This is a genomic window from Paenibacillus sp. FSL L8-0340 (assembly GCF_038593145.1).
Classification (GTDB): domain Bacteria; phylum Bacillota; class Bacilli; order Paenibacillales; family Paenibacillaceae; genus Paenibacillus_AQ.
The window spans coordinates 2269099-2293121 of record NZ_CP151967.1 but is presented as its reverse complement, the minus strand read 5'-3'; the positions used below and the strand labels follow the sequence as shown (position 1 = coordinate 2293121).

Here is a 24023-nt window from a genome sequence, read left to right as displayed (position 1 = left end):
ATACCAAGAAATGCATTAGTTGTTTTTTGGGAAGTTGTTTTTTGGGAATTTCAATATCCATAGCGCTACAACTAGACCTAATTGTATTAACAAGTACGAAAAAGGAAATAAAATCATCAACTCAACAAAACCTTCGTCAAATTTAAAATCAATAAAACCAGATCCAGTGGCCTTATTCCCTTGAATTTTATTAAGAAAAAACAGAATACTAAAACTAGGAATAGTACTTATGCAAAACCAAATTAAATTATATTTTAACTTTTTTGTTACTAATGACATCATGCAAGTTACGTACATTAGAATTATTAGAACAGAATAAACTATAAATATTTGCCTTATCTCTTCTTTCTCCCACTTTCCTACTGTTAAATCCGTAATATGGATAACAAATAAATGCAAAATCACAATAAATACCACTTGTGAAATTGCTCTTATCCTAGTAATTAATTTGTTTTTCAATTATCTACACCTCACAGGTATACAGTAAGAATCTGATAGATTTTTAACATCTTAAAAGAACATTCCACTGTATAGATTGGACTTTTATGGTTGATTTTAGAGCCCCATATACTCCCGCAACGCAACCACATACTAAACACCATGATGCTTGAATTATGATTTAACTTCTTTTCTAATTTTGATGAGATAATATAAAGCCATAATAAATTGGATTACTAAAATACTCCCAGGAAGCAGAATGAGCATTTCCACCTGATATTTTGGGAATAATTCAATAGAAACGACAACTGCATCCTCACTATCTCCACTAGTTTGTATTGCTTTGAAAAATAACAAAAGTAAAAAATTTGGGAGCGTAGTTAACAGAAACCAGATGACATGGTACTTTATCCTCTGAGTCCTTATAAACAAAAAGGAATTAATAAAACATAAAAATAGCGGCACAAAGTATACCTTAAATGAGAATTTTAATAATCCTGTCCCCCACACTTCTATTCTTATCTCAAGTAAATAGATTAAAATTAGATGTAATCCAATAACTATTAGTACATAAAGAATGGCTTGGAGTAATGTCTTTATCAATTTCTCCATTCGTCTCCCCTTTTTACTCTTTTACTCAATAAATTCTCCCCTCGTCGAATTTATTTTCCTACATTTGAACCCATAACTCCTATGCTTAACATTGTATTAGGTAAATTGACAGACAGTTCATCCTTTTAATGTAATTATCGGAACAATAAAGAAAAAAATGAATAGTAACCCTGTCTTACGAGTCAAGATTAGAACGGTATTTTGAACAAACATTAAGATTCTCAACAAGAACTACATCTCAACTCAAACGGTTCATACAATTTTAGCTACCTGATGATAATCCTGTACTTCTCAATTTAAAAAGTTAGTGTAATTCATATGAATGACTCAGATAACACGATCTCCATTAAACTAAACAGACTTTGTAACCTTCAAATAATCCTTAAAGTTGTTGACGGGTTCATTATGTTATTCATTTGAAAAATAAGGAGATATTCGGGTAAACCTTATCATTTGCACGAATGTTGTACTATTAGAGGGTAAGCTGATTTCTTGAAATACAGTAAACTCTCGGGAGGTTCGAAACTTGTCAACAATCAGTAACGGCGGGACAACAATCCCTATATTTCCTTGCAGCTCCATAGACGAACAGTTGAATTTCTACCAAGCATTAGGTTTTGAAATAACTTATCGGCAAGCCAAACCCAACCTTTACGCTTGTGTCCGTCACCGGATTGCGGAATTACATTTTTTTGTACTCAAAAAACTGGAACCCGCAAACTCTTACAGTATGTGCTATGTAAATGTTCCAGACGTGGATGCTGTGTACAACGAATTTTGCGGGAATCTAAAAAAGCCTATCACAAGGTCCCTTCCAAAGGTTTGCCTAGGATCACCAAGGTCAATAATCTTGCAGAGGATCGGAGATTCAACCTCATCGACCCTGCCGGAAATCGATTGATAATTGGACAAAAGCATGCCTTATCCATGCCAACTGAACAAGACCCTCCGTCAAGATTTGCCACTGCCTTCGAAACTGCCTACCAATTGGCCTATGCCAAAGATAAACCCGCTGACGCAGCGAAAGTGCTTGACCTTGTGTTCTCGAAAGATGAAGAAGCAACATTAACACTACAGTACAAAGCTTTTGTATTACGAGCCGATATTGCTGCATCCATGGATGAAATCGAACTTATGAGTAGTTTTATTGAAAAAATCGACAGTTTATCTTTGACAGGTGCAGAGCTTGAAGAAGTGGTAGCAGCCACCGCAAGATTAGATGAACTCAAAGCGAGTTTCGGTGAATGATTTAGAGTTAATAATGGTTGAGTCTTATCAAATCATGATCAAATAAGATTAATCAAGGAGACTTTATTTAATGAAAAAGAAATGGTTTTTTTCTTCTTTCCTCATATTTAATCTCTTGTTATTTAACTTTAATAACTTCATCTTTGCTGATTCTTTTGAGCCGGCTCCGAATGAACAGATTAAAGCAACTATACAAAATGAATTCAAATTAAAGTATCTTGGTTCGTTGAGTTCAGTGAAATCAGAATACGGCCTCGATGGAAAAGCAAGTTTTGAAAATGCACAATTAAGTTCAGGAACTGCTTACTACAAAATATCTGATAAAGCAAATAGTAGTGAGTTAGTTTTTGCAGGTTATATCTTTTCAATAAAGTTGAATAATATAGATGTTGGAACAATTTATTCAAACAATGACTCCGGTTCGTGGGAGATATTCAACATTACTAGTGATATAAATAATGAGCAATCATTTGTAGCAACAAAATCATCCCTTAAAGAAGGAGAAGACGTAAAACTTGTTAGTGACGTTAGATATGGTATAGATGCTTTATACATTCATGGGATAGCAGGGGAACGAGTAATAGATCTTAACAGCAACAACGCTACATCAGGTAGCCTCCACGCAGAGAAAACAATATCCAAATCCGTTTTTGATGAAAACATAAAAAGTATTAAGGAAAAACGGGCTGCTTCTCCTACTAAAAACGGAGTCCTTGAAATGGGGTCAGGACAAGTTAATTTCACTGAACCTGAGGCTACCTCTAATACCCTTCCAGTAATTTTATTTCTTTTTGGCGTTATCTTAGTTATTCCTGTCTTATTTGTCTTAACACTTATTCTAAAGACACGTTAGGATTCAAAGTAATCTCAAAAGCACGGCCCCAAATAAAATCCGGATCATCATGAAGGAGTTCTGCACTGACATATTCCGAAAATGACCAAGTGGTTCCACAAATCTGGCGGACGTTATAAGCCGTTCCAGAACCGCCGTTAAGAAATGCACTTTTCCCTGAGAGTGAGTCTGTATGCGTCTGCATCCGCTCCCTCAGCACGTCTTGTAAATGCAAATAGTCTGCTGGACTAATGAACAAAATCATATTCTGGTCTGCAATCGTAGCGATATTTGTATACAAAGAATTGGCTCTCGAGTACTCCCGGATTTCACCAATGGCCAACGTTTTGTAATAATAGTCTTTCAAGAATCGCTTAAACAAAAGCGTACCGTGAGCGTTGACTGCTGAACTGAGTGCCTCAGCATCTTTTTCCGTAACCAAGTACGTATACCGTGCCTGGCCCATACCCAGCGCAATCCCGATCTTGTTACCTGGCGTGTTCCAGCCACTGTATCCTAAAATACTCCCGGTATGCTCGCTACCCAACAATGCTTCGGTTACAGTGGCATTCGCTGCGCCACCACCCACGAAATCAATGACTACAGTTGGAACGTGTTGGGTACTGTTGGCAGCAATCCGGCTGACCGCAGCCGTTACCTGATTCGCAGCAGTTATCGCGATAATTTCCACGGTAGGTGAAGTGCTCACAGACTTTCCGCCAACAATATCCACATGACGCAAAATATTTTGATGCACATCCATATATTCATATGGACTGGTGATGGTGGAGCCATGTGGTCCAAAGTATTGCACAGCATACCTTGGCTTTATTCCGCAGCGGTAGAGCTGATTCGCCATACGTGCCACTAGCGCCTGCCCCAATCCGTCTGCATCCGGAAGAATAATAGCCCGCTCTGGATTTTGACCATTCTTTCCGCCAAGACAAGCATTGATGCGCCCTTCCAGAAAGTTAATCTCATTGATCTGTACCCCCTGCGTATTGGCATCATCGACACCCACCGCAAGAAAATCAATGTATCCCGCTTGGACCAGCTTCTCTAGAATGTAACGATTACTCTTGAACTTGTGCTGTCTGGTATTGTAATACTGGTCTTTATTAAAATGGGCCGTACTGCCATAAGAACCGGTTGGCGACAAGTTATATCCGGTGAGAATATCAGCAAACCGTGAAAAACTTTTCCGTGGCTGTAACATGAAACTGCGTGATTCTGTATAGGCTTCAAAGGTTAAACCTTCTGCAAAAATCGTTGTGGCCAGCCTCAAAATGGTATCCAGTACATAGACCGGCTTCTTAGGATAAGATTGTTTAACTAAACGAATCACGTCGAGCAAATTCGTGATAGTCGCATCATAATCCGGGTAAGCTCCGCCTGCACTCGTCCGAAGACGGCGACTTCCGATCAATCCCCCATAAGCTAGCATATCTGTTGAGATGATAAAGCCATCTACAGAGGCTGCATTATCAAGGATAAACTGCCGGATGTTTGCGGTATTCCCATAGGCGGGTGAAGAGGTCGCCAGTAAGGTTGTTCCCGATGCTGTCTTTTGTGAATCCAGCCGGTTTCTAAGATCGCCCACACTTGGCGTGATCACATTGATCCCCGCCGATCTCCCTTGGACAATAACATCATCCAGATTGACCGGTCTATCATCCAACGGTACGTACAGTACATTTTTCATTCTTATCAAGCTCCCTCCTAAACCCATTTCGTTCTCCTTTATTTGTGCCTTCACTTATAGGGTAATTTAAGCGGAGGTATTACAACCAGAAAAAATATTTTGTTTGTTGTGCGTCCAGCGTGATACTGGGAGGGCACCGGGGGGCAAAAAAAAGACCTTGAGGACTATTATATCCTCAAGGTCATACACCGAAAATCTATTATTGTATCTGCCTTTTTAACTCTTCAATATCATCTGTAGTTTTTAGCATGCACTTCTTTAAGTACTTTTTTCGAAGCTTTTGCAATTGGTTTTTTCAAAAATCAATTTCTGTATCTAGTGAAGCACCTACTTCCAAGCCAAACCTTATTTCTTCGCATAAAATGATGTTCTAACAGGTGAAGATTCATGTGATTTTATGCATTTATTCCACCCTGTCAAAATGAGGAACGAGTGCAAAGCAAACTAAACAAACTGACGCCAGTGGAGTACCGGCGCCGCTTTGCAGCCTAGGTGTTTTTTCAAAGTTTATTTTTGGGATCTTGACCGATAGTCCTAAGCATGGTTGTCCATCAGAAATTAGTGGTTTAAGTTTTAAAGTTGTCCTATAGGGTTCCAATTGGGATGAGATTTCCTACCCTTGGAAAACCATAAACATCCTCCATTAACCCATTTCTCGTTCCATATCTTGTATACAATTTTTTATCATCCATATCGTCGTCATCAAAGCCAAAGTGAAATCCACAACATCGACATATATTCGTCATGTTGATCTCCCCAAGGTAATCAAAAATCCCTACATTATCACCAGCTTGATCACCAGCTTGCCTTTGCAAAATGTTACAACCAAACATTACCTTGGTTTCAGAACCCCAAATTTTTGTGACCTACCCAAGCCTCGGTTCTTGAACGCAACTTATCTTACGCCAATATTATTTCTAGGATAAATACACAGCCTCATCAATAAAGTCTTCAACAATCGATAAGTTTAATAAGGGAATAAGTAATATCCTGTTACTCCTTCTTAGTACATCCGAACAATGGGCCAACCTTCCTCTTATTAAATTTTTCCACTCATCGTCCAACCACGGAAATCAAAAAACTTGCTTTCCATGCGCCAATCCAATAGCGGCTGAAGCATTCCATCGTTCGTTACTGATATACCTTATCTCCCGATCCAGTCGTGAAGGTGAAAGCTCAAAAGAATCAATTAATTCATCAACAGTATAATCAACTGATATTCCCCTCTCCAGTTGTTCTCGTACTGTCAATTGTCTTTTAAACAAGCCTCCTTTAAGACCCTCTCCAACGTACCAGCCTTTTGTATAAAGCAGGTTCCTCTCCACCAGCCGATCATTTATTAGGATGTCGCCTTGGAACTTCTTGCAATTACCTGAAAGTAAATAGGATAAAGCCCAGCCACCCTTGGTTGGTTGGCCTACAATACCATAGACTTTTCCTGAATCAAACCGACAGGAAAAGTGCTGAAGCTGATCTGTCCAAGAAACAAAATTCCACATAGTTGGTTTACATTTTACAGATATATCTTGCATTTCAAGAGAAGCGATTTGTTCCACTATTTAAACCTCACTTTCCTAATATTTGTGATATTAAGCGGCCCATTCGCAGCTCTTGCTATTTGTTGCAAATTTGAGGCTACGGTCCTATCAATACTCAGTACACCTCGCGGTATTTCGAATTCAATAACAGTCTCCAGTCAACGGGCCCCGGAATTCTTTGCTTGAGCCAATGTGGCTTCAAGGTCCTTTTTTTTCAAAGAATACAATATCCATACTTACTGTAAAAGCAATAAAATCTCTGCTGCCTCTTCGTCAACGTATTCTTGTCTTTCTCGTTCACTAGGATTAAAAGCTAACCTTTTAAGATCAGCCTCCATTTCCGATAATACAGTTGGTGGTAATTTGTTCACCAAATTCACAAGTATTGAGTATTTCCAACAATCATCATTAGAATCGAAAATCCCCCTTAGATAAGGTATTAATTCAGAGCCTAAGGGAACGAGTATATCTCCGATTTCCTGTGTAATTGGCCAATTTGAATCTTTAGTCCACTCTAGTAGATCAGAAATAATAGGTTTAATTATGTTTATATCCAATATTTTCAAAGTATTAACTGAATTGAAATCGAATTTATCCTTTGGGATTAATCTTTTGATATCCATTACTATTCCCCCTACTTAAAATAAACTAAAGTTAGATAAAAGGACTAACCTCGCATTCTCTCTTGATTCCATCCATAACTTATGTAATCTGGATCGTCTTTTAATGCATTCTGTTGAAGTGATTCTATAACATTGTTAATATCCATTTCACATCCTCATCGGTTATGTTCTTCCCTTATTTCCCACTATATATTTGAGTATAGTAGTGTAAACACTATCATATACATCCGAATTGAATTCATCATTCCACACCGGGTCTAATGCTAACCCATTCACCTAGAAGTTGATTTCTAGTTTAGTTTTACTCGGCACTGGGTGGAGGCTATGTAAAATAATACAAAAATAAACCACATGGAGTTGTTACACTCTTATGTGGTCGGTATAATTTTATCCTATTGCGAGTCCTTACTCCGGCTTCTATTATTCAAAATTGAAACATTTTTCACCAACTTGATTGCATTTCCATGCTCCGCGTCGATTTTCAGTACTTCATTCCCCCAGTAAATAGAGTTATCAAGATCTTTAAGTTTGTAATAACAATGGGCAATATCATACAGTATATCTGTATCATCCTTTAGATGTTTGTGGGCTTCAAGATAATAATTCAATGCATCTTTATAATTTCCTATTGCATAATAAGCTATTCCTTGATTATAAATTGCATTAATACAATCTGAGTCCAATAGGTAGGCTTGTTTAAATTCTATTATAGCTTTATCTATTACATCTAACCTAAGATAACAGAGACCCAGATTTAAATGAGTTTCTGATTGGTTATTATCAATAGACAAAGATTTTTCATAATATTCTTTTGCCTTCATAATGTTATTTTGTTGAAAATAGTATACTCCCAAATAATAGTAATCATCCTCACTATTAGGTTCAACTTTTGCTGCGCTCTCAAAGAACTCTAATGCTTTATCACGATCTCCCATCGCCAAATTCACTCTTCCAAGATTTATCAGTGGTTTCTCCCAATTAGGATTATTCAGAACTAAGCCTTGCAATATACTTTGAGCTTTGGTTAGTTTGCCTAATTTCAAATAACAACATGCTATATAATTAATACAGTCTTTAGAATATCTAATGGCTAGAGCCTTCTCAAAAAACTCTAGGGCAGTTTGATATTCTCTTTTTTCATAATTATTATTTTCTGCATCCTCAAATAACTTATCATAATTGCTCATAGGTTACCTCACTTTTAATAAATCAATAATTGATATTTATGAGCTATTCATCGACTTATATCATGGAATAGGAATAATATAGACCATACTGTTGGCCTAATTTAGCTCTTGAATCAAAAGAAGAAGGGGCCTGCTCTTCATTCCATAAAGAAGAGAATTACTATTCAATTCCTTTCACTGCAAAAGCGATAAAATCTCGGCTGCCTCTTCGTTGACTAATTCTTGTTTTTCACGTTCAGTAGGGTTTAAAGCTAACCTTTTAAGGTCAGCCTCCATTTCCGATAATACAGATTTCGGTAGATTTTTAACCAACTTCACTAGCATTGAATATTTCCAACAGTCATCATCAGAAGCGAAAATTTTCCTTAGATGAGGAATTAATTCACTCCCTAAGGGTAGCAGCAACTTCCCAATTTCTTTTGTAGTAGGCCAATTTGCATCTTCAGTCCACTCTAATAAATCAGGTATAATAGGTCTAATTAAATTAATATCCAATGTTTTCAATTTATTAACTGAATCGATATCCATTTTATCTTTCGGGATTAATCTTTTGATATCCATTTTTATCAGCCTACCTATGATCATATTGAAAGGTGATTACTTTCAAAACTAAAGTTAAATAATAAGGATTAGTATCAGCATTCACTCTTGGTTCCATCCATAACTTATATTCGTATAGATCAGCAGCTCTGATATTCACATGACCTGTTACAGGATTATCTACCTTTGCAGTCAAGACTCCTGTAGCGTTAATCCCTTCAATTGATGTAATCAACCTTTAGATTCATCTGGCGCAAGAAACGCGGATAATCCCTTTGTATCTTTAAGTCGAGGTGTATGATTTGTATTGGTCATTGAGCCACTATGATATATTGTCTGCTGTCACCACATTATGCCTGTCATGGATACAAGGCAGTATTGAGAAGTCCCTGAAAGTTCAAGTACTGTTTCTTTCCTCCCAGCCACTATTCTTCCTCAAGATAAGGTGATTGAAAAGGTTCAATAAAAAGACCAGAATTAACTATAGCTTTTAAAGAATTCTTACATTTTAATGCACTGCCAATATACATGTAATAATCAAACCCAAAGTGAACAAACATACCACTAGTCTGGAGTTTGCACCAAAGCTTTTCTCTTAGCACTAATTTACATAACAACACCAATTCATTCCCAGAAATAGAATCACCATTGTTAATATTACTATAGATTTTTTTCATTTCATCAGAATAAAGAGTATGGAATCTGTCGTTTAAAAATCCAAAATCATGCTTCTCAAGATTTGTCACTTGAAGTGAGTTTATTTTCATCTCATTCACAATTGAAATTAAAGCCATTATATATAACGATTCAGTTTGTAAATAATGTTCAATTAAAAACACTTCATTTGAGTATGATTTTCCAACATCACTTATAGAAGTCCATTCCTCTTTTGTATAGTCCCCATTAATACGGTTATTCGGGCTATATTTGGTAATTCTCCAATAATACATATTAGTCTCCAATCTTGGTTAAAAGTGCATCAAAAGTTCCTGACCGAGTATCTTTACTGTTTAATTCTTTTACTGATCTCGCCATTTTCCATGTTCCACCATTTAGCTATTATATCTGTTTATTTGTCATTGGCAATGTCTTACCTTTTTTGAGTTGCTAAAGGTTTGTTGCTCCTAGTACCTTGACCGATTTTAATTCTAGTTTTATGCTCTACCTATAAGAAAAATATGGGAGGGCTAGCAGATGAACAAAAAATACGAGATTCGACTTGAACCGAAAGAACGCGAATGGATCGAACAACTTCTCCATGCCGATTCGACGTCGCCCGGCATTCGCCGCCGCTGTCTCGTGCTGCTGCTTTCGGACGAAAATCAAGGTGTCATCCCCAAACAGACTGAAATTGCCAGTCGTTCAGGAGTCAGTAATGTGACAGTCTATTACACGGTAAAAGACTATTGCACCCGCGGGTTGGATCAGACGCTCCGTTACCGTCGACGCGATGAGCCGGCACGTCCTTCACCGATCACAGGTGAAGTGGAAGCCCGAATTATTGCGCTAGCTTGTTCCGAGCCTCCAAAGGGGTACGCTCGCTGGACCATTCGTTTGTTGACGCGTCGAGTCATCGAACTGAATATTTTGGAATCTGTCGGACGAGAAACCATTCGGACGACTTTAAAAAAACAAAACTTAAACCTCACCTGAAAAAACAATGGTGCATTCCCGCCAAATCGAGCAGTGAGTTCGTCGCTCGGATGGAAGACGTCCTAGAGACCTACGCCCTTGCGTATGACCCTGATATCCCCCTCATTTGTATGGATGAACAGCCGATCCAACTGCTCAATCATTCACGGCCTCCACAAACCATGAAGCCTGGACAGGTTCTACGAGAAGATTACGAATATGTTCGCAAAGGAAGCTGCAGCCTGTTTCTGTTCACGGAGCCGCTCGCCGGGTGGCGTCACGTGCAGGCTTCGGAAAGACGGACTAAATCCGATTGGGCTCTGCAGATCCAGGAGTTACTGGAGGTCTACTATCCAGAGGCGAAACGGGTTCGGCTAGTGATGGACAACTTGAATACTCATACGATCTCGTCCTTGTATGAAACCTTTGCACCTGAACACGCATTAGCCTTGGCAAAACGGCTCGAGATCCATTACACCCCTAAGCATGGCAGCTGGTTGAATATCGCAGAAATTGAACTCAGTGTTCTGACGATTCAATGCCTGAACCGCCGAATTGCCTCCATTGAAGAATTGCAAGTCGAGGTGTCCGCTTGGGAAACCGAACGCAACCGAATCCAGAAATCCGTCGATTGGCAATTTACCACTGAGCAGGCACGAGGCAAGTTAAAGCATTTATATCCTGAAATTTGATTTGGTCAAGGTACAAGGGCGTGTATGCAAACCTAGGCAAGCCATATCATAATGGCGGCTAGAGATAAAAAAGCCATGAAGGAACAAGCCAACTTATCATAGCGAGCCGCCAATCGATGATAATGTTTCACTTTATAAAAAAAACACTCAATAAGATGACGTTCCTTGTAAATTTCTTTATCTATTTTTCGTTGCGTTCTACGATTTTTTTTGCTGGGAATGACCGATACGGCGGAATTGTTCTTTCAGCAGCTGAAGAATTCGATCCGTATCATAAGCACGGTCGGCCAACACTTGTTTTCTTGTTAAATCCATCTGCTTTAGTATCTCGTAACCGGTGACCGAATCATGACACTGTCCTCCGGTCAACACAAAGCGAAGCGGATTACCCAAAGCGTCAACCACCGCATGAATTTTGGTGTTTAAGCCTCCAACCGATTCAGATCATTCGGCACTGGGGGGGTAGCTTGAAAAGACAAAAAGAAACCACATGGGAGTTCATATACCATGTGGTCGAAAAATAACTTATAAGTAATATACGATAAACAAAAAGTTTTAAACGAAAAAAAGTGATCACCAATCCTACTCAAAACAACAAGTGCTATCCCATAGCTTCATCATAAGAAAACACAATCAATTTTTAAAACTCAAGTAATTTTATCCCAAACATTGGTCGATACCTGTTTATAGTCCTTAAGACTATGATTACGACTTGTCATACAAGTTCCTAAAACCCATCTCACCACATTATAACTATTAAGATTTAACTTTTCAAAATCTTCGTAGTAGTCCACAATCACCTCTACGCCTATTGCAGAAACAAGTAAATCATTAACCATCTCAGGAGACAATAACATATTTGAGACTTCATCATAAATAGGCTGGTTAAGTTCATCAAGCATATTACTGTCTAAGTAATCAATATTCTTTGTGTCAAGGGAAATGCTTGTCTCATAGATGTTTTCTACCTTATTTAATATCACTACAAATTTACTGGAGTTAACCACCCCGCTAACAGAAATAATTCTTCCTTCTTCAAGGAGCCCTAAAATTTCATTAATATCACTTTCACACGCATGAATCTGTAAATCGTCGTATTCCCAATTCTCCACAGACTCAATTTCATTAAAAGAAGCGTTAAGGCTCCTGGCTTGCACGACTCCAAGTAGCCAATTCAAATCAATTATGTTTTTTGTAAATATGATTATATTGAATTTAGCGCTCATTTATATCACCTTCCTCCATTCGCCTCATTCAATTGCCCTATTAACTCTTGTGGAATCTGCACCAGGATAAAGACTGATAAAATCGCCATTTTCTTTAACTCTCAACAAATCGTTTCCTCTAATATAATAAAACTCATTATAATTTGCGTCAAAAACAACTCTATCTGGATTCTTGAATATGTTATTAGCATAGTCTTTGTATTGTTGATGAGTCATTCCCGGATAATCAAGCTTATGCTCTCCATATTTTTTCCCCAACTGTTTATTGTCAAAATTAACAGAATTAAAATTGGCAATTTTAGCTGTGGTCTTAAGAACTATCTTTTCTCCCGCTTTAACACCATACTTCTCCATTATTCCTTTAGCTAGCCCATACTGTCCGTCACTTTCCATTAATAATACTAATGTGCCATCATCTGCGTATGTTACAAATGATAGCGTAAGCCGCATGACCATCATCTGATCTTTAGTGATACCTTTTCCTGAGTTCGCAAGCTTATCAAATGCTAGTCTGTCACTATTTCGCCATGCAAGATAAAAGTCCCATGCCACACTACCATTGTTGTTATAAAGAACGCCATTAGAACCTATTGTTTTACTTTCGAATGCTGAGCCTCCGATTTCTTGTCTATGTCCCGTCGGATCAGTATAAATCAACGGATTATTACTCACATACGTATAAAGATTCTGGCTCAGCGGATTATCAATCTGCCCTTCAACCGTATCCTCATTTAAAAACCGCCCGATACTCGGATCATAATACCGTGCACGCAGATAGTAAAGGCCCGTTTCTTCGTCGTAAATCTCACCTGCATATTTAAAGGAGTTTGGTATCCCTTCCGTCAGGCTGGTGATATTCCCCCATTCGTCATAGCTGTAGGTGTTAACCGATGTTCCGCTGGTATTGACGATTTGCACCACATCGCCATGACCATTGTACAAATAGTAGTAATCCTTTGCTGCCGTCTTGTCCTTTTTCACCAATACCCGGTCTCCACGGACAAAGGAGGATTTTTGTATTACAGTGCTGCCGTTTAATTTCTCCTCTGTGATAACTTGCCCACTAAAATCATAATTGACCTGAGTATGGGTCGTTCCAGTGCTCTTCAAATACCGAAGGCCGTCCGCATAGTAGGTGAAGATGGTCTTATTCCCATTTTTGGTTAATCCGGTCAAGGTATTTTGCAAATCATAGGTGTAGCTTGTATCGCTCAGATCCAGACTGGTGCTGACGCTCTCGCTTGAGGTTAGACGATTGCCACGCACATCATACGTGTACTGCGTACTTTGACCATTCGGCCGTTTGATGGACAGAAGACGATTTAAAGCATCGTATCCATAACTTGTCGTTTTTGCTGCTCCATTATTGAGGACTTCAGTTACCGCTGTAATATTCCCATTATGATCATAGCTGTAGGTGTATCCCGAAAGCACGGAGCTACCCTTTGTATTCTTCATGCTCTCTACCCAACCGAGTGCTTTGTTGTACGTGTACTCTGTTTTTAAGATACTTCCATCCGTCAACGGCGGATAAGTAATTGTCTTGACTCGGCCATTTGCATAGTAGCTATACTGTACATTGTCGGATGCGGCTTTGCTTAGGGACGCGCTACCATTGGTTTGAACGTTGATCAGCCGCTGACTGTCAAATTGGTAGTTTACATAAAACCCAAGATTGGAATCGTTTATTTGTGTCATTCGGCCCAGTACATCCAACTCGTTTAAGATGTACGACGAATGGCCACCCGCACCCGTAGTAGAATATCCAACGGAGTAGTCGTTACGTACTTGGTTCATGCTATCCAGGTAACACTTCTGCGTTGCCCTTAAGGCTCCATTCACATAACTATTGATCGTACGGTACTTTGGCGATCCATCTCCATAGATAACATCGATTTTTTGCGTCGCAGATGTATTATTGATTACTCCACTAACGGAACTACTCTTTAGTTGACCTCTCTGGCCACTAAAATGATTTCAATAGCTTATTAATAGCGTTCTATATAGCTAGGGGATCGATGATCTACATCTGATTTAGCTAACGCAGTTCCCACTCGTTCCACTTTAACTATTCTTTCTTCTGCTACGAGAGGACTTAAGAGTGTCCCCACTCCTCCACTCATGCCTGAAACCGCACCAACAACTGCATCGTTTATTGATATTTTTCAACACATTACATGTACGTACAGGACATGTACGTACAGGCATATTTAGAGGAATATCATACGGAAGTGATGAGCGTTAAGTTCTTTCAAGGTGTGCCACCCGATTCATTCAGTACTGGGTGGGGATAAAAGAAAGACCTTGAGGATTGCCGCCCTCAAGGTCTTTCTTTTATGCTTTCGGATTCAAATGTTTCTTTAATCCTTCATACCAATCCACATTTGTGCCATACTTGATGTGATTATGGCTTAACATTGATTCAAATTCCGTTAGCTCGTCTGTCCACCTAGGGTAGTTTCTTTTAAATTCATTAACGAAAATTGCACTCCCTCCCAACACGGCATGGTCTTCATGAGAAATGAGTACTCCCCAAGTTCCTTTTTTTGAATAAATTGCATTATTCAGAACCAAAGTCAATTCTCTGTACTCTTGATAAAATCCTGACGAAAGCGGGCCTTCCCAATGCGCCGGATGATAGATTTCACTGTCATCAGGCAATATAAAACTATCTGGCTCAGCCTCTACCTCAGAAATGTAGCACTGCATATCGCCTACTTTTTTTGCACTTTCCATTAATGCACTGAACTGAGCATCATCCAGATAAGTACCACAAGTCGGGTACAGTAATAGTCTTTCAGAAATTCTGCTTTGAAACATCTCTTCAAAGGGATTCCTACTTTTAAAAACTAAACTAAATGCTTTCCTGAACCGAACCATTTCCATTTCATTTTGAGGTCTTCGAATCATCGTATCTTCCCCTCAATTTGTAAACTTTATTTTTCTAATTCCACTAATTCCATTAACATTTATTGTGGGTTCATGGTTCCCGTAGGTTGATGTCGGACGATAAGTGAAAGTAATTCCATTTGCGTCCTTAGCTACAAACACCCCCGGGGAAACTTCCTTTATGGTAGACTGGTCTACTTGAGCCTTGAAGAAATTATAAGCATCATCTGCATTCCCCTTGATAGCCCTAATATCTTTTTGGTCTGCTTGCGTTCCAATCTTTTTCAAATCATCTGCGCTGAATTTACCCCAACAACTATTATGCGTCCAAATCCCAAAATTCGAGACAAAATAAGTATGGAAGTCCTTCACCTTAAAATTATATACCGTAGCATGTTCCTTCTTAACTTCAATCTTCTCAATGGCTAATTCTTTGCCATCCGAGGTTGTCAGAACATAGCCTACCACAAGATGCTGTGCTTCAACCCAACCTTTGCCGACAATCCAGAACGGATGCTCATCGGTTGTTGTAATGACTTCATCCCCAACAGTTATATTATACGTTTCTTCAACATCACGTTGGAAGAGCCATTCGACTTCTTTATAAGCTATCTCGCCTGTCTCATCATCCTTGGAAAGTACCTTATCCCCTACCTCGATTTCCTCGATAGGTTTCTCCCCTTCGTCTGTTTGGACCTTCGTTCCAGCAGTGAAGCAATTGCACGTCTTTAGTGCCCCTCTTATAAAATCGGTTCCCTTATTCGTTAATTTTGCTGTTTTACCTTGAGGAGTTAACTCTATAAATATCATTCCAGCAGATAGAAAATGCTCTAAAGACCACGGATTCTCCTGAGATATTTTATAATAGTCATTTAATTGAGACATAGTCCCCATTGACCAAAAGTCTATTGCCGAATACCACGTTGAATTTGCCTCTTTAAAAGAATTCCACTCTTTTTGCCAGAATCCAAAATCTTTACCTCCTGCTCCACCTGTGCCCCATTCTTGTCTATGTCCCGTCGGATCAATATAAATCAACGGATTATTACTTACATACGTATACAGATTCAAACTCAGCGGATTATCAATCTGCCCTTCAACCGTATCCTCATTTAAGAACCGCCCGATACTCGGATCATAATACCGTGCACGCAGATAGTAAAGTCCCGTTTCTGCGTCGTAAATCTCACCTGCATATTTAAAGGAGTTTGGTATCCCTTCCGTCTGGCTGGTGATATTCCCCCATTCGTCATAGCTGTAGGTGTTGACCGGTGTTCCGCTGGTATTGACGATTTGCACCACATCGCCATGACCGTTGTACAAATAGTAGTAATCCTTTGCTGCCGTCTTGTCCTTTTTCACCAATACCCGGTCTCCACGGACAAAAGAGGACTTCTGTATTACAGTGCTCCCGTTTAATTTCTCCTCTGCGATAACTTGGCCACTAAAATCATAATTGACCTGAGTATGGGTCGTTCCAGTGCTCTTCAAATACCGAAGGCCGTCCGCATAGTAGGTGAAGATGGTCGTATTCCCATTTTTGGTCAATCCGGTCAAGGTGTTTTGTAAATCATAGGTGTAGCTTGTATCGCTCAGATCCAGACTGGTGCTGACGCTCTCGCTTGAGGTTAGACGATTGCCACGCACATCATACGTGTACTGCGTACTTTGACCATTCGGCCGTTTGATTGACAGTAGACGATTTAAAGCATCGTATCCATAACTTGTCGTTTTTGCTGCTCCATTATTGAGGACTTCAGTTACCGCTGTGATATTCCCATTATGATCATAGCTGTAGTTGTATCCCGAAAGCACGGAGCTACCCTTTGCATTTTTCATGCTCTCTACCCAACCGAGTGCTTTGTTGTACGTGTACTCTGTTTTTAAGATACTTCCATCCGTCAACGGCGGATAAGTAATTGTCTTGACTCGGCCATTGGCATAGTAGCTATACTGTACATTGTCGGATGCGGCTTTGCTTAGGGACGCGCTGCCATTGGTTTGGACGTTGACCAGGCGCTGACTGTCAAATTGGTAGTTTACATCTCATTGCCATCCGTCGGATGTCTTGTTAACGTTTTAATATATTAACTAAAGCAGGATGCCACCGACTCCATCTCTAAATGAATCATTACAAATTATACATATAATATAATATATGGGAACAAAAGTTTTTTGATGGTATACTGGATTGACAATTGTAAATTCCTGTATATTTTAGAATTCTTCTCACAATTTTAAAACGGAGGGCTGCTTTGCTTCAACTTTTTCATAACATACAAATTCTCAGGAAGGTTCTATCAAACAGTTAAGGCGGTGATGAGATGGGGCTTGATGATGACCAGCGCCACGCTATTGAAGAATTATTTCGAGATATGCTATATCCCTTATCGGCTTATGCAAATAATGCACTTCATAACTACTCACTAGCTGAAGATGCTGTTCAGGAGACATTCAGGATTGCCTGCACAAAAGCCTAAATATTATTGTCTAGTCCAAATAGGAAAGGATGGCTATTAATTACCCTTAAGAATGTCATTAAGAACATAATTCGCAGCCGAACATATCTTAATAGCATTGTAGTTTCTTCCGTCGATTTTAATGAGAATATCATATCCGTGGGTGAAGATAGACTTGATGTTGATTTTTTGTACTCCGACTTAATCGAGGTTAAAGAATATAAATTGCTTAAAAGAATTGCCTTGGACAAGTATTCAGTGCTGGAGGCGGCGCAAGAACTTGGAATATCAGTTGAGGCGTGTAAAAAACGAATTCAACTAGCAAAAAAAAGTTTAAAATCAGCTTAAAGATAAACTTGAATAATGCATTCTGACATAAACAAATAAACAGAGGCCAGCACTAATTGTCTGGAGAAGTGCTGACCACTGCTAAGTTTGTTTGTGGGGCAAGAAACAACTATTACATATACGGGCTATCTCGATTTTTCAAATAAGATTACCCACAAATAACTCAAATGCTTCGACTTCTTGCATAGAAGAAAAATATTATCGCGACTGCTTTAACAACTCTAGAAGGTGGGTCACTGCATTATCACTATTGTTATCGCTGTTAGGAGAAGCGGCAACTACTTCAGGACGAGTCGGTCCTTGTGAGTTAATTGCGTTCGTCTTGTCGTCGTAAGGGCGGCGTAACAACTTTAGGAGTTGGGTTACTTCATTATCCGTATCTTTATTACTATTAAGAGATGCGACAACTACTTCAGGACGAATGGATTCTTGCGAGTTAGTTGCCGCAGCCATAGCTGCACCAGTCATTAGAACACCTAACATCGTCATACAAAGAATAATAATGCCTGTCTTCTTCTGCTTTGTATCCATAATTGAAAGAATGCGACTTTTCATATTTCTTCCTTCATAAAAATTTGTTGAAAATGCTGTTTGGAGCTTTGCCCCGTTCTTTACAACATTAATAATTGCTTCAGCATATTGCTTTCGCCGCTGTAAATCCGCTCCCTGAATAACTATTGCGTCACAGGAGATTTCACACTGTGCTGCTACGGATCTTGACATTAGATAAACTATCGGATTGAACCAATGAAGCACGGTTGCCATTAAAATCAATGCCTTATACCAAAGATCATGCCTTTTTAAATGAACCAACTCATGCTTCAGTATCATTGATAATTCATCATCAGAAAATTGTTCAGATGGCAGCAAAATCACTGGACGAAAAAAACCGACCAGCATGGGGCTTTTAATAATCTGACACTCACGTAACTCTACATTTTTTTAATGTTCATCTCTAACTTTAATCCATCTAAAATTTTCAAGCATTTGAAATGAGCTATAGGAATGCTCCAACGGCTTACCAACTTTAAAAAATATCTATATCGCCAAATATGATAAGCCGCGATACTTATAGAACCTAGAACCCAAATCACCAGAAATATCCACCATAAATAAAATAGAAGCTGGAGTGTTTATAACATCTTGCACGGGCATTGGAGTGGCACTAATAATTGTGTGTACAGACGTTAGCGGTATATCTGAAAATTGCATACGTTTCAACAAGAAGTCAAATTGAGGGCCAAGTGGAAACACCCACCCGACTGCAATTATAATCCAATCTATGTAACACCACTTTGCTGCATACCGTTTCGATAAAACGGGTAGTATTGCCGCATAAATAAGTGTCACTAACGACATAGTAACTGAATTCAGAAATAAAGTGCTAAAAAACTCCTGCATACTATTCCTTCTTTTCTTTCAGCCACGTTGTCAGTTGGTCAAGGTCAATGTCTTTTATCTTATTTCCGTCATATAATCTTGCTACCAGACTTGTAAAAGAATTTCCATGAAAGCGTTCGATAAAGTTGCTAGTTTCAAAATTCAGGTAGTCATTTTTTTCAATAAGCGGAAAGTAGAGGTTTTCCTTGCCGTTCTTCTCCGATCTGACAAAACCTCGTTTAGCCAACCTCAACATAAGTGAAACGACTGTCTGAGCCTTCCAACTTCTTTCACTTCCCAGTTGTTGCATAATGATACTGGTTGTTACTGGCGCCTTATTTGCCCATATCACTTTCATAATGTCAAACTCTGCATCTGGCAGTTTTTTAATTGTGCCCAACGTATCACCCTCCCAAGACATTTGTCTTACTACTTTATTCTACATTTGTCTTGAATGAACATCAATCATTTTTAGAAATTTTACAATTGATTCGTCAAACAGATTATAATGGGATGTCAAATGCTTTTCTACATGAAAAAAAACCACATGAAGCATTCGCTCACATGTGGTAAGTAGGATATCAGTATTAGAACTGTAAGAGTTGGTTTATGCCTTTTCTTAATTTGTATAATTTCGTAATCTTAGAATATATTAATTTTTTTTAAATACCCATTGATTTCTGGAAAACTGTTCTTCAATCATGTCATTATATTGTTCCTCTGTTAAAACTTTAACTCCCTGTTCCAGGAATTTTTTTAGTCTGTTATCAAGTAATTCCTGAAAATCTCCTAGTCTGATTTCTGTAACCATCAATTCAATAGACTCTGGAGCTTCAACAATGCTAAGTTTGAATTTACATGAATCCATCTCTTTGTCCTTTGTCAATACAACACAATTTATAACAAAATCCATGTCCATTTTTCTCGCTTCATTTTGATCTCTTGGACGATACCATAAGCTATTAGTATGATCTTTAAATGTTTCAATCCCGTCAACAAATGGTTCTGGATAATAATATCCATATTCAAAAAATAAGAACTCGCCAACTTCTGGAAAACTAAAAACAAGATCCAACAAAAGTTCTAAATCGTCCTCATTGTCTTGAAAAACATTTTCCAAATAATAAACTGACATTTTCAATCCCCCATCCAATCATATGCGATAATAATAGCTTCATTTTATTTTTTTAAATGGTTGTCCTATATGGAGTTCCCCATTACTGGCCAGATAAGCTCTTAAATCACCAACATTTTGCCACATGGGGTTATTTTTAGTCGTATCTTTATATTTCAGTGATGCAGTAAAATTAGGTCTATCAAAAATCAATCTTAATAAAGCGTCTCTCAAAGATACCTTTTTGTTGATCTAAAACTAAAGTAGAACTTAAGCCTTCCTCAGAGGTATAGTCAATTGCAAAAACCCATCTCCACTATAAAAGAACTCCTCAGTTCCTACCATACAACCGTTGGAAAGATAGTTACATGCATTATTCCTTATCTCACTTGCATAATACCGTGCACGCAGATAGTGAAAGTCGATTTCCACGTCGTAAATCTCACTTGCACTACGGCTTTGTATGGACTTATTGTTTGAGCTGCTGCGATGGTATGCCCTAAAAGAAAAGAACCACAAACGGAAGGGTTCGCCAGTGATTAGAATAATTCCGTTTTAATTCACCCTACTTGATGTTCCTGCTCTGATGTCGATTTTGAACTCCTCTTCAGGGATGCCAAGATCTTTTGTCGTGTACAGAATATAATAAGATGCATTCCCCATTGCCTCAAGCTCCACCCAATGATTAACCTTACTAACCCTAAGTCCCACAATCTCACGCGTCTGAATCTCAATCGGAATGTACATTTCCTCTCCCGAGTCAACATCCTTTAGATAGAGCCGTGCATGACTGTTTCTTTGAAATAAATTAATTAAGTCAATTCGATATTCATACTTTTCATCTGCCGTAATCTTTATAGAGTCACTTTCTATCTTTTCATTTGCCCAACCATGGGTACTGACACTTTGAAATAGGACAACAGAGAGCACCGTCGATAACACTACCACAAGACAGATTCCAACGTAATCTACTCGGCTCGTTGGAGCCCATCCTTTTATAAGTGATACGATAAATAATACAGCGAACAATAAAACTGGAATACCTCCACCCCATAAATAAGTAGTTCCTATAATATCCATACCTCGTTGAAAATACGCTGTTGAACCTAGAAGAAACCAAACAAATGACGAGGCACTAAATATTATAGAGAGTATCATTAAAATTCGTAACCAGACTTTCATATTCTCCCGCCTTTGGGTTGTATAATATCAGCTGTGCATTGCCGAATGAGCGTGGATTTAATTCCCTTTCTTCTCCGCATCCGTGTAGTAGGGAAAAGAATCAACCCTTTTCCTTTGTTTCGAGTTAATATTCCCTCACAGGAGTTGTGATAGCAATCAAAGTTTTCATTTTATTGAGCTATTAAGCTTCGAAGTGATTGGATATAGCTGTTTGAGGATTTTACCAAAAGCTTTTCATAATCATGGAATTGCGTATTTTTCCACTCTTGAAAATCACTTTCGTTATTAACACCTTGTTGTCTTAAATAATATTCAATGCCCATGATAGATAAATTACAAAAAGAGATGTAATCGTTAAAACTCAATTCGCTATGCACTATTGAAATAAATCTCTTTAGCGCTTTATCAACAGCCTGATTAATAATCCCCTTCCAAAGGTCTTTATTAAAGACCCCTCTTTCAAAGAAATGTTGTAATATCTCATAATTAAGAACTTCATAACTAGCAGTGACATTAAATAAGGTCTTCTCAAAATCCAACAAGTCATTATTAGCAAAACCATTAAATAAATAATCAATATGACCATATGAATCATCTATTGAAAACCACTCAACTATTTTTTCTGCGATAACAGGAATCAATTCATTAATGTGTCCTAATAAGAATGAACCTACAATTTCATGTTCATCATCATGATTTTCATACAATTGTTGAAATAAGTTTAGTAAAATCTTATAAGAACCTGGCTCGTGTTTTAGCACATTCTGTTGAAGTGATTCTATAACATTGTTAATATCCATTTCACACCCCTCACCAGTTTTTCCTACGATAGATTTGAGTATAGTAGTGTAAACACTATCACATTTATCCGTATTGAATTCATCCACACTCACACCGAGTCTAGTAGTAACTCATTCACCTTTTTGTTACCCAAAATCAGGATGGTTAGAGAAGTAATCAACCGTAGAAAAAAACCACATGGAGCATAAGACTCACATGTGGTTATATAGAGAATTATTCCTCATATAATGTAACACTTAATCCAAGCTCACCCATAATTTCATTGCCTACTTCTACAATTATGTTTTTCTCCGGAAAAATCTCTTTAGCTCTTCTGCTCCAATGATATACAATTACTTCTCCGAACTGTTCTAATATTTTGCTGTTATCCAGTCCTTCTGTGACATTCCCGATAAAGAAGTCAGCGAAACTCCAACTATTAACCCATTGTTGTATGTCTTTCTTATTATTATTAAATTGCATTTCTAGGCGTTTTACTTTTTCAATGGCGGCATCACCCTCTTCAATGAAAAAATCAGCAATAAATATATACCCATTGATTTCAATTAGGTCAGGGCATAAAACATAAGAAACAGCAAGAAAGTCTTCTATCGAACAACTATTAGCAGAGTGGTTGAAAAGACTGATTCCATTGCGAGTCTGAAACTCTTCAAAAATCTTATTATTAACAATGCTCTCGTGAATTGTAACTCTATTCATATCCTCACCATCCGAATAAGTCTTTAATAAAATCAGGAACAGGACCATCCAATTTATATGGTTGGTAGTGTTGACCGCACTGTTATTCGATAACTGAGTGACAGTTCGGATAGAGTCCACTTTTAAGACCGGCATTCCCGTATTGACAGCATCAAAGTTGGGGAACTTGTATTATAGTAGTTGTACTCTACTACCTTCAAGGACACTCCCTACCGCAATCACCGTTCGTTCCACAGCTCTATTCATTTCGCTGTGTTCATTAATCGTCGTCCCGGCAGCGGTGATCTTCTGCACATCCATGGAATCCCGGAGCCGCGCTGGCCATTCCCGGTTAGACCACACATCAGCCGCTCCGAGTGCAGTCCAGCTCCGTACCGCTGTCAGTGACAACGGATAAGCCTCATTAATCACCACCATCTTCACAGCTATACTCAGGGCGAACGGTAGGAATTCCTGGGCCAAATCTTCAACCACCAGGATTATTTTGGGCTTAATAATAGATGATACTTCTTGTGCTTCCTCGCACGTTCCGTACTCATGAAATCTGAAACGCGGATCACTAAGTTCAGGTTTGATACCTAAAAGTACAATATGCAATGATGCCCTACCTCCCTATCCAATTTTCTTACAATATAATCCTACACTCTTTAGGCACGTAAATCGTTCGATGAACGTGCTAAAAATGTATGTAATTCTTCAAAGCCTCTATAACGCGCCAATTACTACCTTTTCTATCATCTTGCTTGCTGTTCAGGTGATTCGGGATCACGTATGCTGACTTATCTTCCCACTAAACCAACTATAAAGTTGTCCTGCTTTCGGTTAATAAATTGATGCCAGTTATACAACATCCCTTCAGTTGAGATGCCCCAACTTGCTTC

The 24023-nt window shown here is 38.5% G+C and carries 26 protein-coding genes and 2 pseudogenes; 6 read left to right on the top strand and 22 right to left on the bottom strand.

Annotated elements, in window-relative coordinates:
• Positions 1 to 15: 15 nt before the first annotated feature.
• On the bottom strand, positions 16 to 459 hold the full coding sequence (locus tag NST07_RS10035) for a hypothetical protein (RefSeq protein WP_342481469.1): 444 nt from the start codon (positions 457 to 459) through the stop codon (positions 16 to 18).
• Positions 460 to 612: 153 nt separating this feature from the next.
• Positions 613 to 1050 carry a hypothetical protein gene (locus NST07_RS10030; protein ID WP_342481468.1) on the bottom strand — a complete coding sequence of 146 codons (438 nt, stop codon included), beginning with the start codon at positions 1048 to 1050 and terminating at the stop codon, positions 613 to 615.
• A 777-nt stretch (positions 1051 to 1827) separates the two neighbouring features.
• Here NST07_RS10030 and NST07_RS10025 point away from each other — a divergent pair.
• The gene (locus NST07_RS10025; protein WP_342481467.1) at positions 1828 to 2298 is read left to right on the top strand and encodes a hypothetical protein; all 471 of its coding nucleotides are present in this window, start codon (positions 1828 to 1830) and stop codon (positions 2296 to 2298) included.
• A gap of 70 nt (positions 2299 to 2368) precedes the next feature.
• On the top strand, positions 2369 to 3151 hold the full coding sequence (locus NST07_RS10020; protein WP_342481466.1) for a hypothetical protein: 783 nt from the start codon (positions 2369 to 2371) through the stop codon (positions 3149 to 3151).
• Here NST07_RS10020 and NST07_RS10015 read toward each other — a convergent pair.
• From NST07_RS10015 to NST07_RS09985, 7 genes and pseudogenes are all read right to left on the bottom strand, one after another.
• On the bottom strand, positions 3132 to 4832 hold the full coding sequence (locus NST07_RS10015; protein ID WP_342481465.1) for a DUF4127 family protein: 1701 nt from the start codon (positions 4830 to 4832) through the stop codon (positions 3132 to 3134). The two genes, NST07_RS10020 and NST07_RS10015, sit on opposite strands and share 20 nt — an antisense overlap.
• 1073 nt (positions 4833 to 5905) lie before the next feature.
• Positions 5906 to 6388 (bottom strand): hypothetical protein, encoded by a 483-nt coding sequence (locus NST07_RS10010; RefSeq protein ID WP_341091432.1) that lies wholly within the window; start codon positions 6386 to 6388, stop codon positions 5906 to 5908.
• A gap of 218 nt (positions 6389 to 6606) precedes the next feature.
• Positions 6607 to 6993, bottom strand: a complete 387-nt coding sequence (locus NST07_RS10005) for a DUF5071 domain-containing protein (protein WP_341091431.1) — start codon at positions 6991 to 6993, stop codon at positions 6607 to 6609.
• 392 nt (positions 6994 to 7385) lie between these two features.
• A complete protein-coding gene (locus NST07_RS10000; protein ID WP_342481464.1) occupies positions 7386 to 8180 on the bottom strand; it encodes a tetratricopeptide repeat protein in 795 nt (264 codons plus the stop codon).
• Between the two features lie 174 nt (positions 8181 to 8354).
• Positions 8355 to 8741: a DUF5071 domain-containing protein gene (locus tag NST07_RS09995; RefSeq protein WP_341091429.1), complete on the bottom strand. Its 387-nt coding sequence runs from the start codon at positions 8739 to 8741 to the stop codon at positions 8355 to 8357.
• Between the two features lie 404 nt (positions 8742 to 9145).
• Positions 9146 to 9682, bottom strand: a complete 537-nt coding sequence (locus tag NST07_RS09990; RefSeq protein WP_341091427.1) for a hypothetical protein — start codon at positions 9680 to 9682, stop codon at positions 9146 to 9148.
• A pseudogene (locus tag NST07_RS09985) lies at positions 9672 to 9773 on the bottom strand (toxin C-terminal domain-containing protein); the annotation flags it as partial. The gene NST07_RS09990 and the pseudogene NST07_RS09985, both read right to left, overlap by 11 nt.
• 141 nt (positions 9774 to 9914) lie before the next feature.
• Between NST07_RS09985 and NST07_RS09980 the strand changes: the two are divergent.
• Together NST07_RS09980 and NST07_RS09975 are read left to right on the top strand one after the other, a co-directional pair.
• On the top strand, positions 9915 to 10373 hold the full coding sequence (locus tag NST07_RS09980; RefSeq protein ID WP_342479840.1) for a helix-turn-helix domain-containing protein: 459 nt from the start codon (positions 9915 to 9917) through the stop codon (positions 10371 to 10373).
• Entirely contained in the window at positions 10262 to 11044 is a 783-nt protein-coding gene (locus NST07_RS09975) for an IS630 family transposase (RefSeq protein ID WP_342481933.1), read from the top strand. The genes NST07_RS09980 and NST07_RS09975 overlap by 112 nt, the downstream gene beginning before the upstream one ends.
• Positions 11045 to 11242: 198 nt before the next feature.
• Here NST07_RS09975 and NST07_RS09970 read toward each other — a convergent pair whose 3' ends face one another.
• The 5 genes from NST07_RS09970 to NST07_RS09950 all read right to left on the bottom strand — a co-directional run bounded on the left by NST07_RS09970 (position 11243) and on the right by NST07_RS09950 (position 16998).
• Complete coding sequence (locus NST07_RS09970; RefSeq protein ID WP_341097609.1) at positions 11243 to 11458, bottom strand: transposase; 216 nt, start codon at positions 11456 to 11458, stop codon at positions 11243 to 11245.
• A gap of 233 nt (positions 11459 to 11691) precedes the next feature.
• A complete protein-coding gene (locus NST07_RS09965) occupies positions 11692 to 12270 on the bottom strand; it encodes a hypothetical protein (protein ID WP_342481463.1) in 579 nt (192 codons plus the stop codon).
• A 24-nt stretch (positions 12271 to 12294) separates the two neighbouring features.
• Complete coding sequence (locus NST07_RS09960; RefSeq protein ID WP_342481462.1) at positions 12295 to 14067, bottom strand: RHS repeat-associated core domain-containing protein; 1773 nt, start codon at positions 14065 to 14067, stop codon at positions 12295 to 12297.
• Between the two features lie 537 nt (positions 14068 to 14604).
• Complete coding sequence (locus NST07_RS09955; protein WP_341091422.1) at positions 14605 to 15180, bottom strand: hypothetical protein; 576 nt, start codon at positions 15178 to 15180, stop codon at positions 14605 to 14607.
• Between the two features lie 12 nt (positions 15181 to 15192).
• Complete coding sequence (locus tag NST07_RS09950) at positions 15193 to 16998, bottom strand: polymorphic toxin-type HINT domain-containing protein (protein WP_342481461.1); 1806 nt, start codon at positions 16996 to 16998, stop codon at positions 15193 to 15195.
• Positions 16999 to 17483: 485 nt separating this feature from the next.
• Here NST07_RS09950 and NST07_RS09945 point away from each other — a divergent pair, with 485 nt between their 5' ends.
• The gene (locus tag NST07_RS09945; RefSeq protein ID WP_342481460.1) at positions 17484 to 17639 is read left to right on the top strand and encodes a hypothetical protein; all 156 of its coding nucleotides are present in this window, start codon (positions 17484 to 17486) and stop codon (positions 17637 to 17639) included.
• A 138-nt stretch (positions 17640 to 17777) separates the two neighbouring features.
• Entirely contained in the window at positions 17778 to 17966 is a 189-nt protein-coding gene (locus NST07_RS09940; RefSeq protein WP_342481459.1) for a sigma factor-like helix-turn-helix DNA-binding protein, read from the top strand.
• Between the two features lie 198 nt (positions 17967 to 18164).
• Here NST07_RS09940 and NST07_RS09935 read toward each other — a convergent pair.
• The 8 genes and pseudogenes from NST07_RS09935 to NST07_RS09900 all read right to left on the bottom strand — a co-directional run.
• Positions 18165 to 18896: pseudogene (locus NST07_RS09935) on the bottom strand (M56 family metallopeptidase); the annotation flags it as partial.
• Between the two features lie 472 nt (positions 18897 to 19368).
• Positions 19369 to 19746: a BlaI/MecI/CopY family transcriptional regulator gene (locus NST07_RS09930; RefSeq protein WP_342481458.1), complete on the bottom strand. Its 378-nt coding sequence runs from the start codon at positions 19744 to 19746 to the stop codon at positions 19369 to 19371.
• Positions 19747 to 19998: 252 nt separating this feature from the next.
• Positions 19999 to 20481, bottom strand: a complete 483-nt coding sequence (locus tag NST07_RS09925; RefSeq protein WP_342481457.1) for a hypothetical protein — start codon at positions 20479 to 20481, stop codon at positions 19999 to 20001.
• A gap of 39 nt (positions 20482 to 20520) precedes the next feature.
• Complete coding sequence (locus NST07_RS09920) at positions 20521 to 20694, bottom strand: hypothetical protein (RefSeq protein WP_342481456.1); 174 nt, start codon at positions 20692 to 20694, stop codon at positions 20521 to 20523.
• A 321-nt stretch (positions 20695 to 21015) separates the two neighbouring features.
• Positions 21016 to 21642 carry a hypothetical protein gene (locus NST07_RS09915; RefSeq protein WP_342481455.1) on the bottom strand — a complete coding sequence of 209 codons (627 nt, stop codon included), beginning with the start codon at positions 21640 to 21642 and terminating at the stop codon, positions 21016 to 21018.
• Between the two features lie 170 nt (positions 21643 to 21812).
• The gene (locus NST07_RS09910; protein ID WP_342481454.1) at positions 21813 to 22529 is read right to left on the bottom strand and encodes a hypothetical protein; all 717 of its coding nucleotides are present in this window, start codon (positions 22527 to 22529) and stop codon (positions 21813 to 21815) included.
• 127 nt (positions 22530 to 22656) lie between these two features.
• Positions 22657 to 23142, bottom strand: coding sequence for a hypothetical protein (locus tag NST07_RS09905; RefSeq protein WP_341377900.1), 486 nt, complete (start codon positions 23140 to 23142; stop codon positions 22657 to 22659).
• A 171-nt stretch (positions 23143 to 23313) separates the two neighbouring features.
• A complete protein-coding gene (locus tag NST07_RS09900) occupies positions 23314 to 23739 on the bottom strand; it encodes a hypothetical protein (protein ID WP_342481453.1) in 426 nt (141 codons plus the stop codon).
• Positions 23740 to 24023: the final 284 nt, after the last annotated feature.

What these genes read in the sequence shown, in the direction of transcription:
- NST07_RS10020 (WP_342481466.1), top strand. Translation starts at nt 2,369, where the DNA reads ATGAAAAAGAAATGGTTTTTTTCTTCTTTCCTCATATTTAATCTCTTG.
- NST07_RS09980 (WP_342479840.1), top strand. Translation starts at nt 9,915, where the DNA reads ATGAACAAAAAATACGAGATTCGACTTGAACCGAAAGAACGCGAATGG.
- NST07_RS09960 (WP_342481462.1), bottom strand. Translation starts at nt 14,067, where the DNA reads ATGAACCAAGTACGTAACGACTACTCCGTTGGATATTCTACTACGGGT.
- NST07_RS09955 (WP_341091422.1), bottom strand. Translation starts at nt 15,180, where the DNA reads ATGATTCGAAGACCTCAAAATGAAATGGAAATGGTTCGGTTCAGGAAA.
- NST07_RS10000 (WP_342481464.1), bottom strand. Translation starts at nt 8,180, where the DNA reads ATGAGCAATTATGATAAGTTATTTGAGGATGCAGAAAATAATAATTAT.
- NST07_RS09915 (WP_342481455.1), bottom strand. Translation starts at nt 21,642, where the DNA reads ATGAAAGTCTGGTTACGAATTTTAATGATACTCTCTATAATATTTAGT.
- NST07_RS09945 (WP_342481460.1), top strand. Translation starts at nt 17,484, where the DNA reads ATGGGGCTTGATGATGACCAGCGCCACGCTATTGAAGAATTATTTCGA.
- NST07_RS10005 (WP_341091431.1), bottom strand. Translation starts at nt 6,993, where the DNA reads ATGGATATCAAAAGATTAATCCCAAAGGATAAATTCGATTTCAATTCA.
- NST07_RS09905 (WP_341377900.1), bottom strand. Translation starts at nt 23,142, where the DNA reads ATGAATAGAGTTACAATTCACGAGAGCATTGTTAATAATAAGATTTTT.
- NST07_RS09950 (WP_342481461.1), bottom strand. Translation starts at nt 16,998, where the DNA reads ATGAAAAATGCAAAGGGTAGCTCCGTGCTTTCGGGATACAACTACAGC.
- NST07_RS09925 (WP_342481457.1), bottom strand. Translation starts at nt 20,481, where the DNA reads ATGTCAGTTTATTATTTGGAAAATGTTTTTCAAGACAATGAGGACGAT.
- NST07_RS09965 (WP_342481463.1), bottom strand. Translation starts at nt 12,270, where the DNA reads ATGAGCGCTAAATTCAATATAATCATATTTACAAAAAACATAATTGAT.
- NST07_RS09995 (WP_341091429.1), bottom strand. Translation starts at nt 8,741, where the DNA reads ATGGATATCAAAAGATTAATCCCGAAAGATAAAATGGATATCGATTCA.
- NST07_RS10015 (WP_342481465.1), bottom strand. Translation starts at nt 4,832, where the DNA reads ATGAAAAATGTACTGTACGTACCGTTGGATGATAGACCGGTCAATCTG.
- NST07_RS10030 (WP_342481468.1), bottom strand. Translation starts at nt 1,050, where the DNA reads ATGGAGAAATTGATAAAGACATTACTCCAAGCCATTCTTTATGTACTA.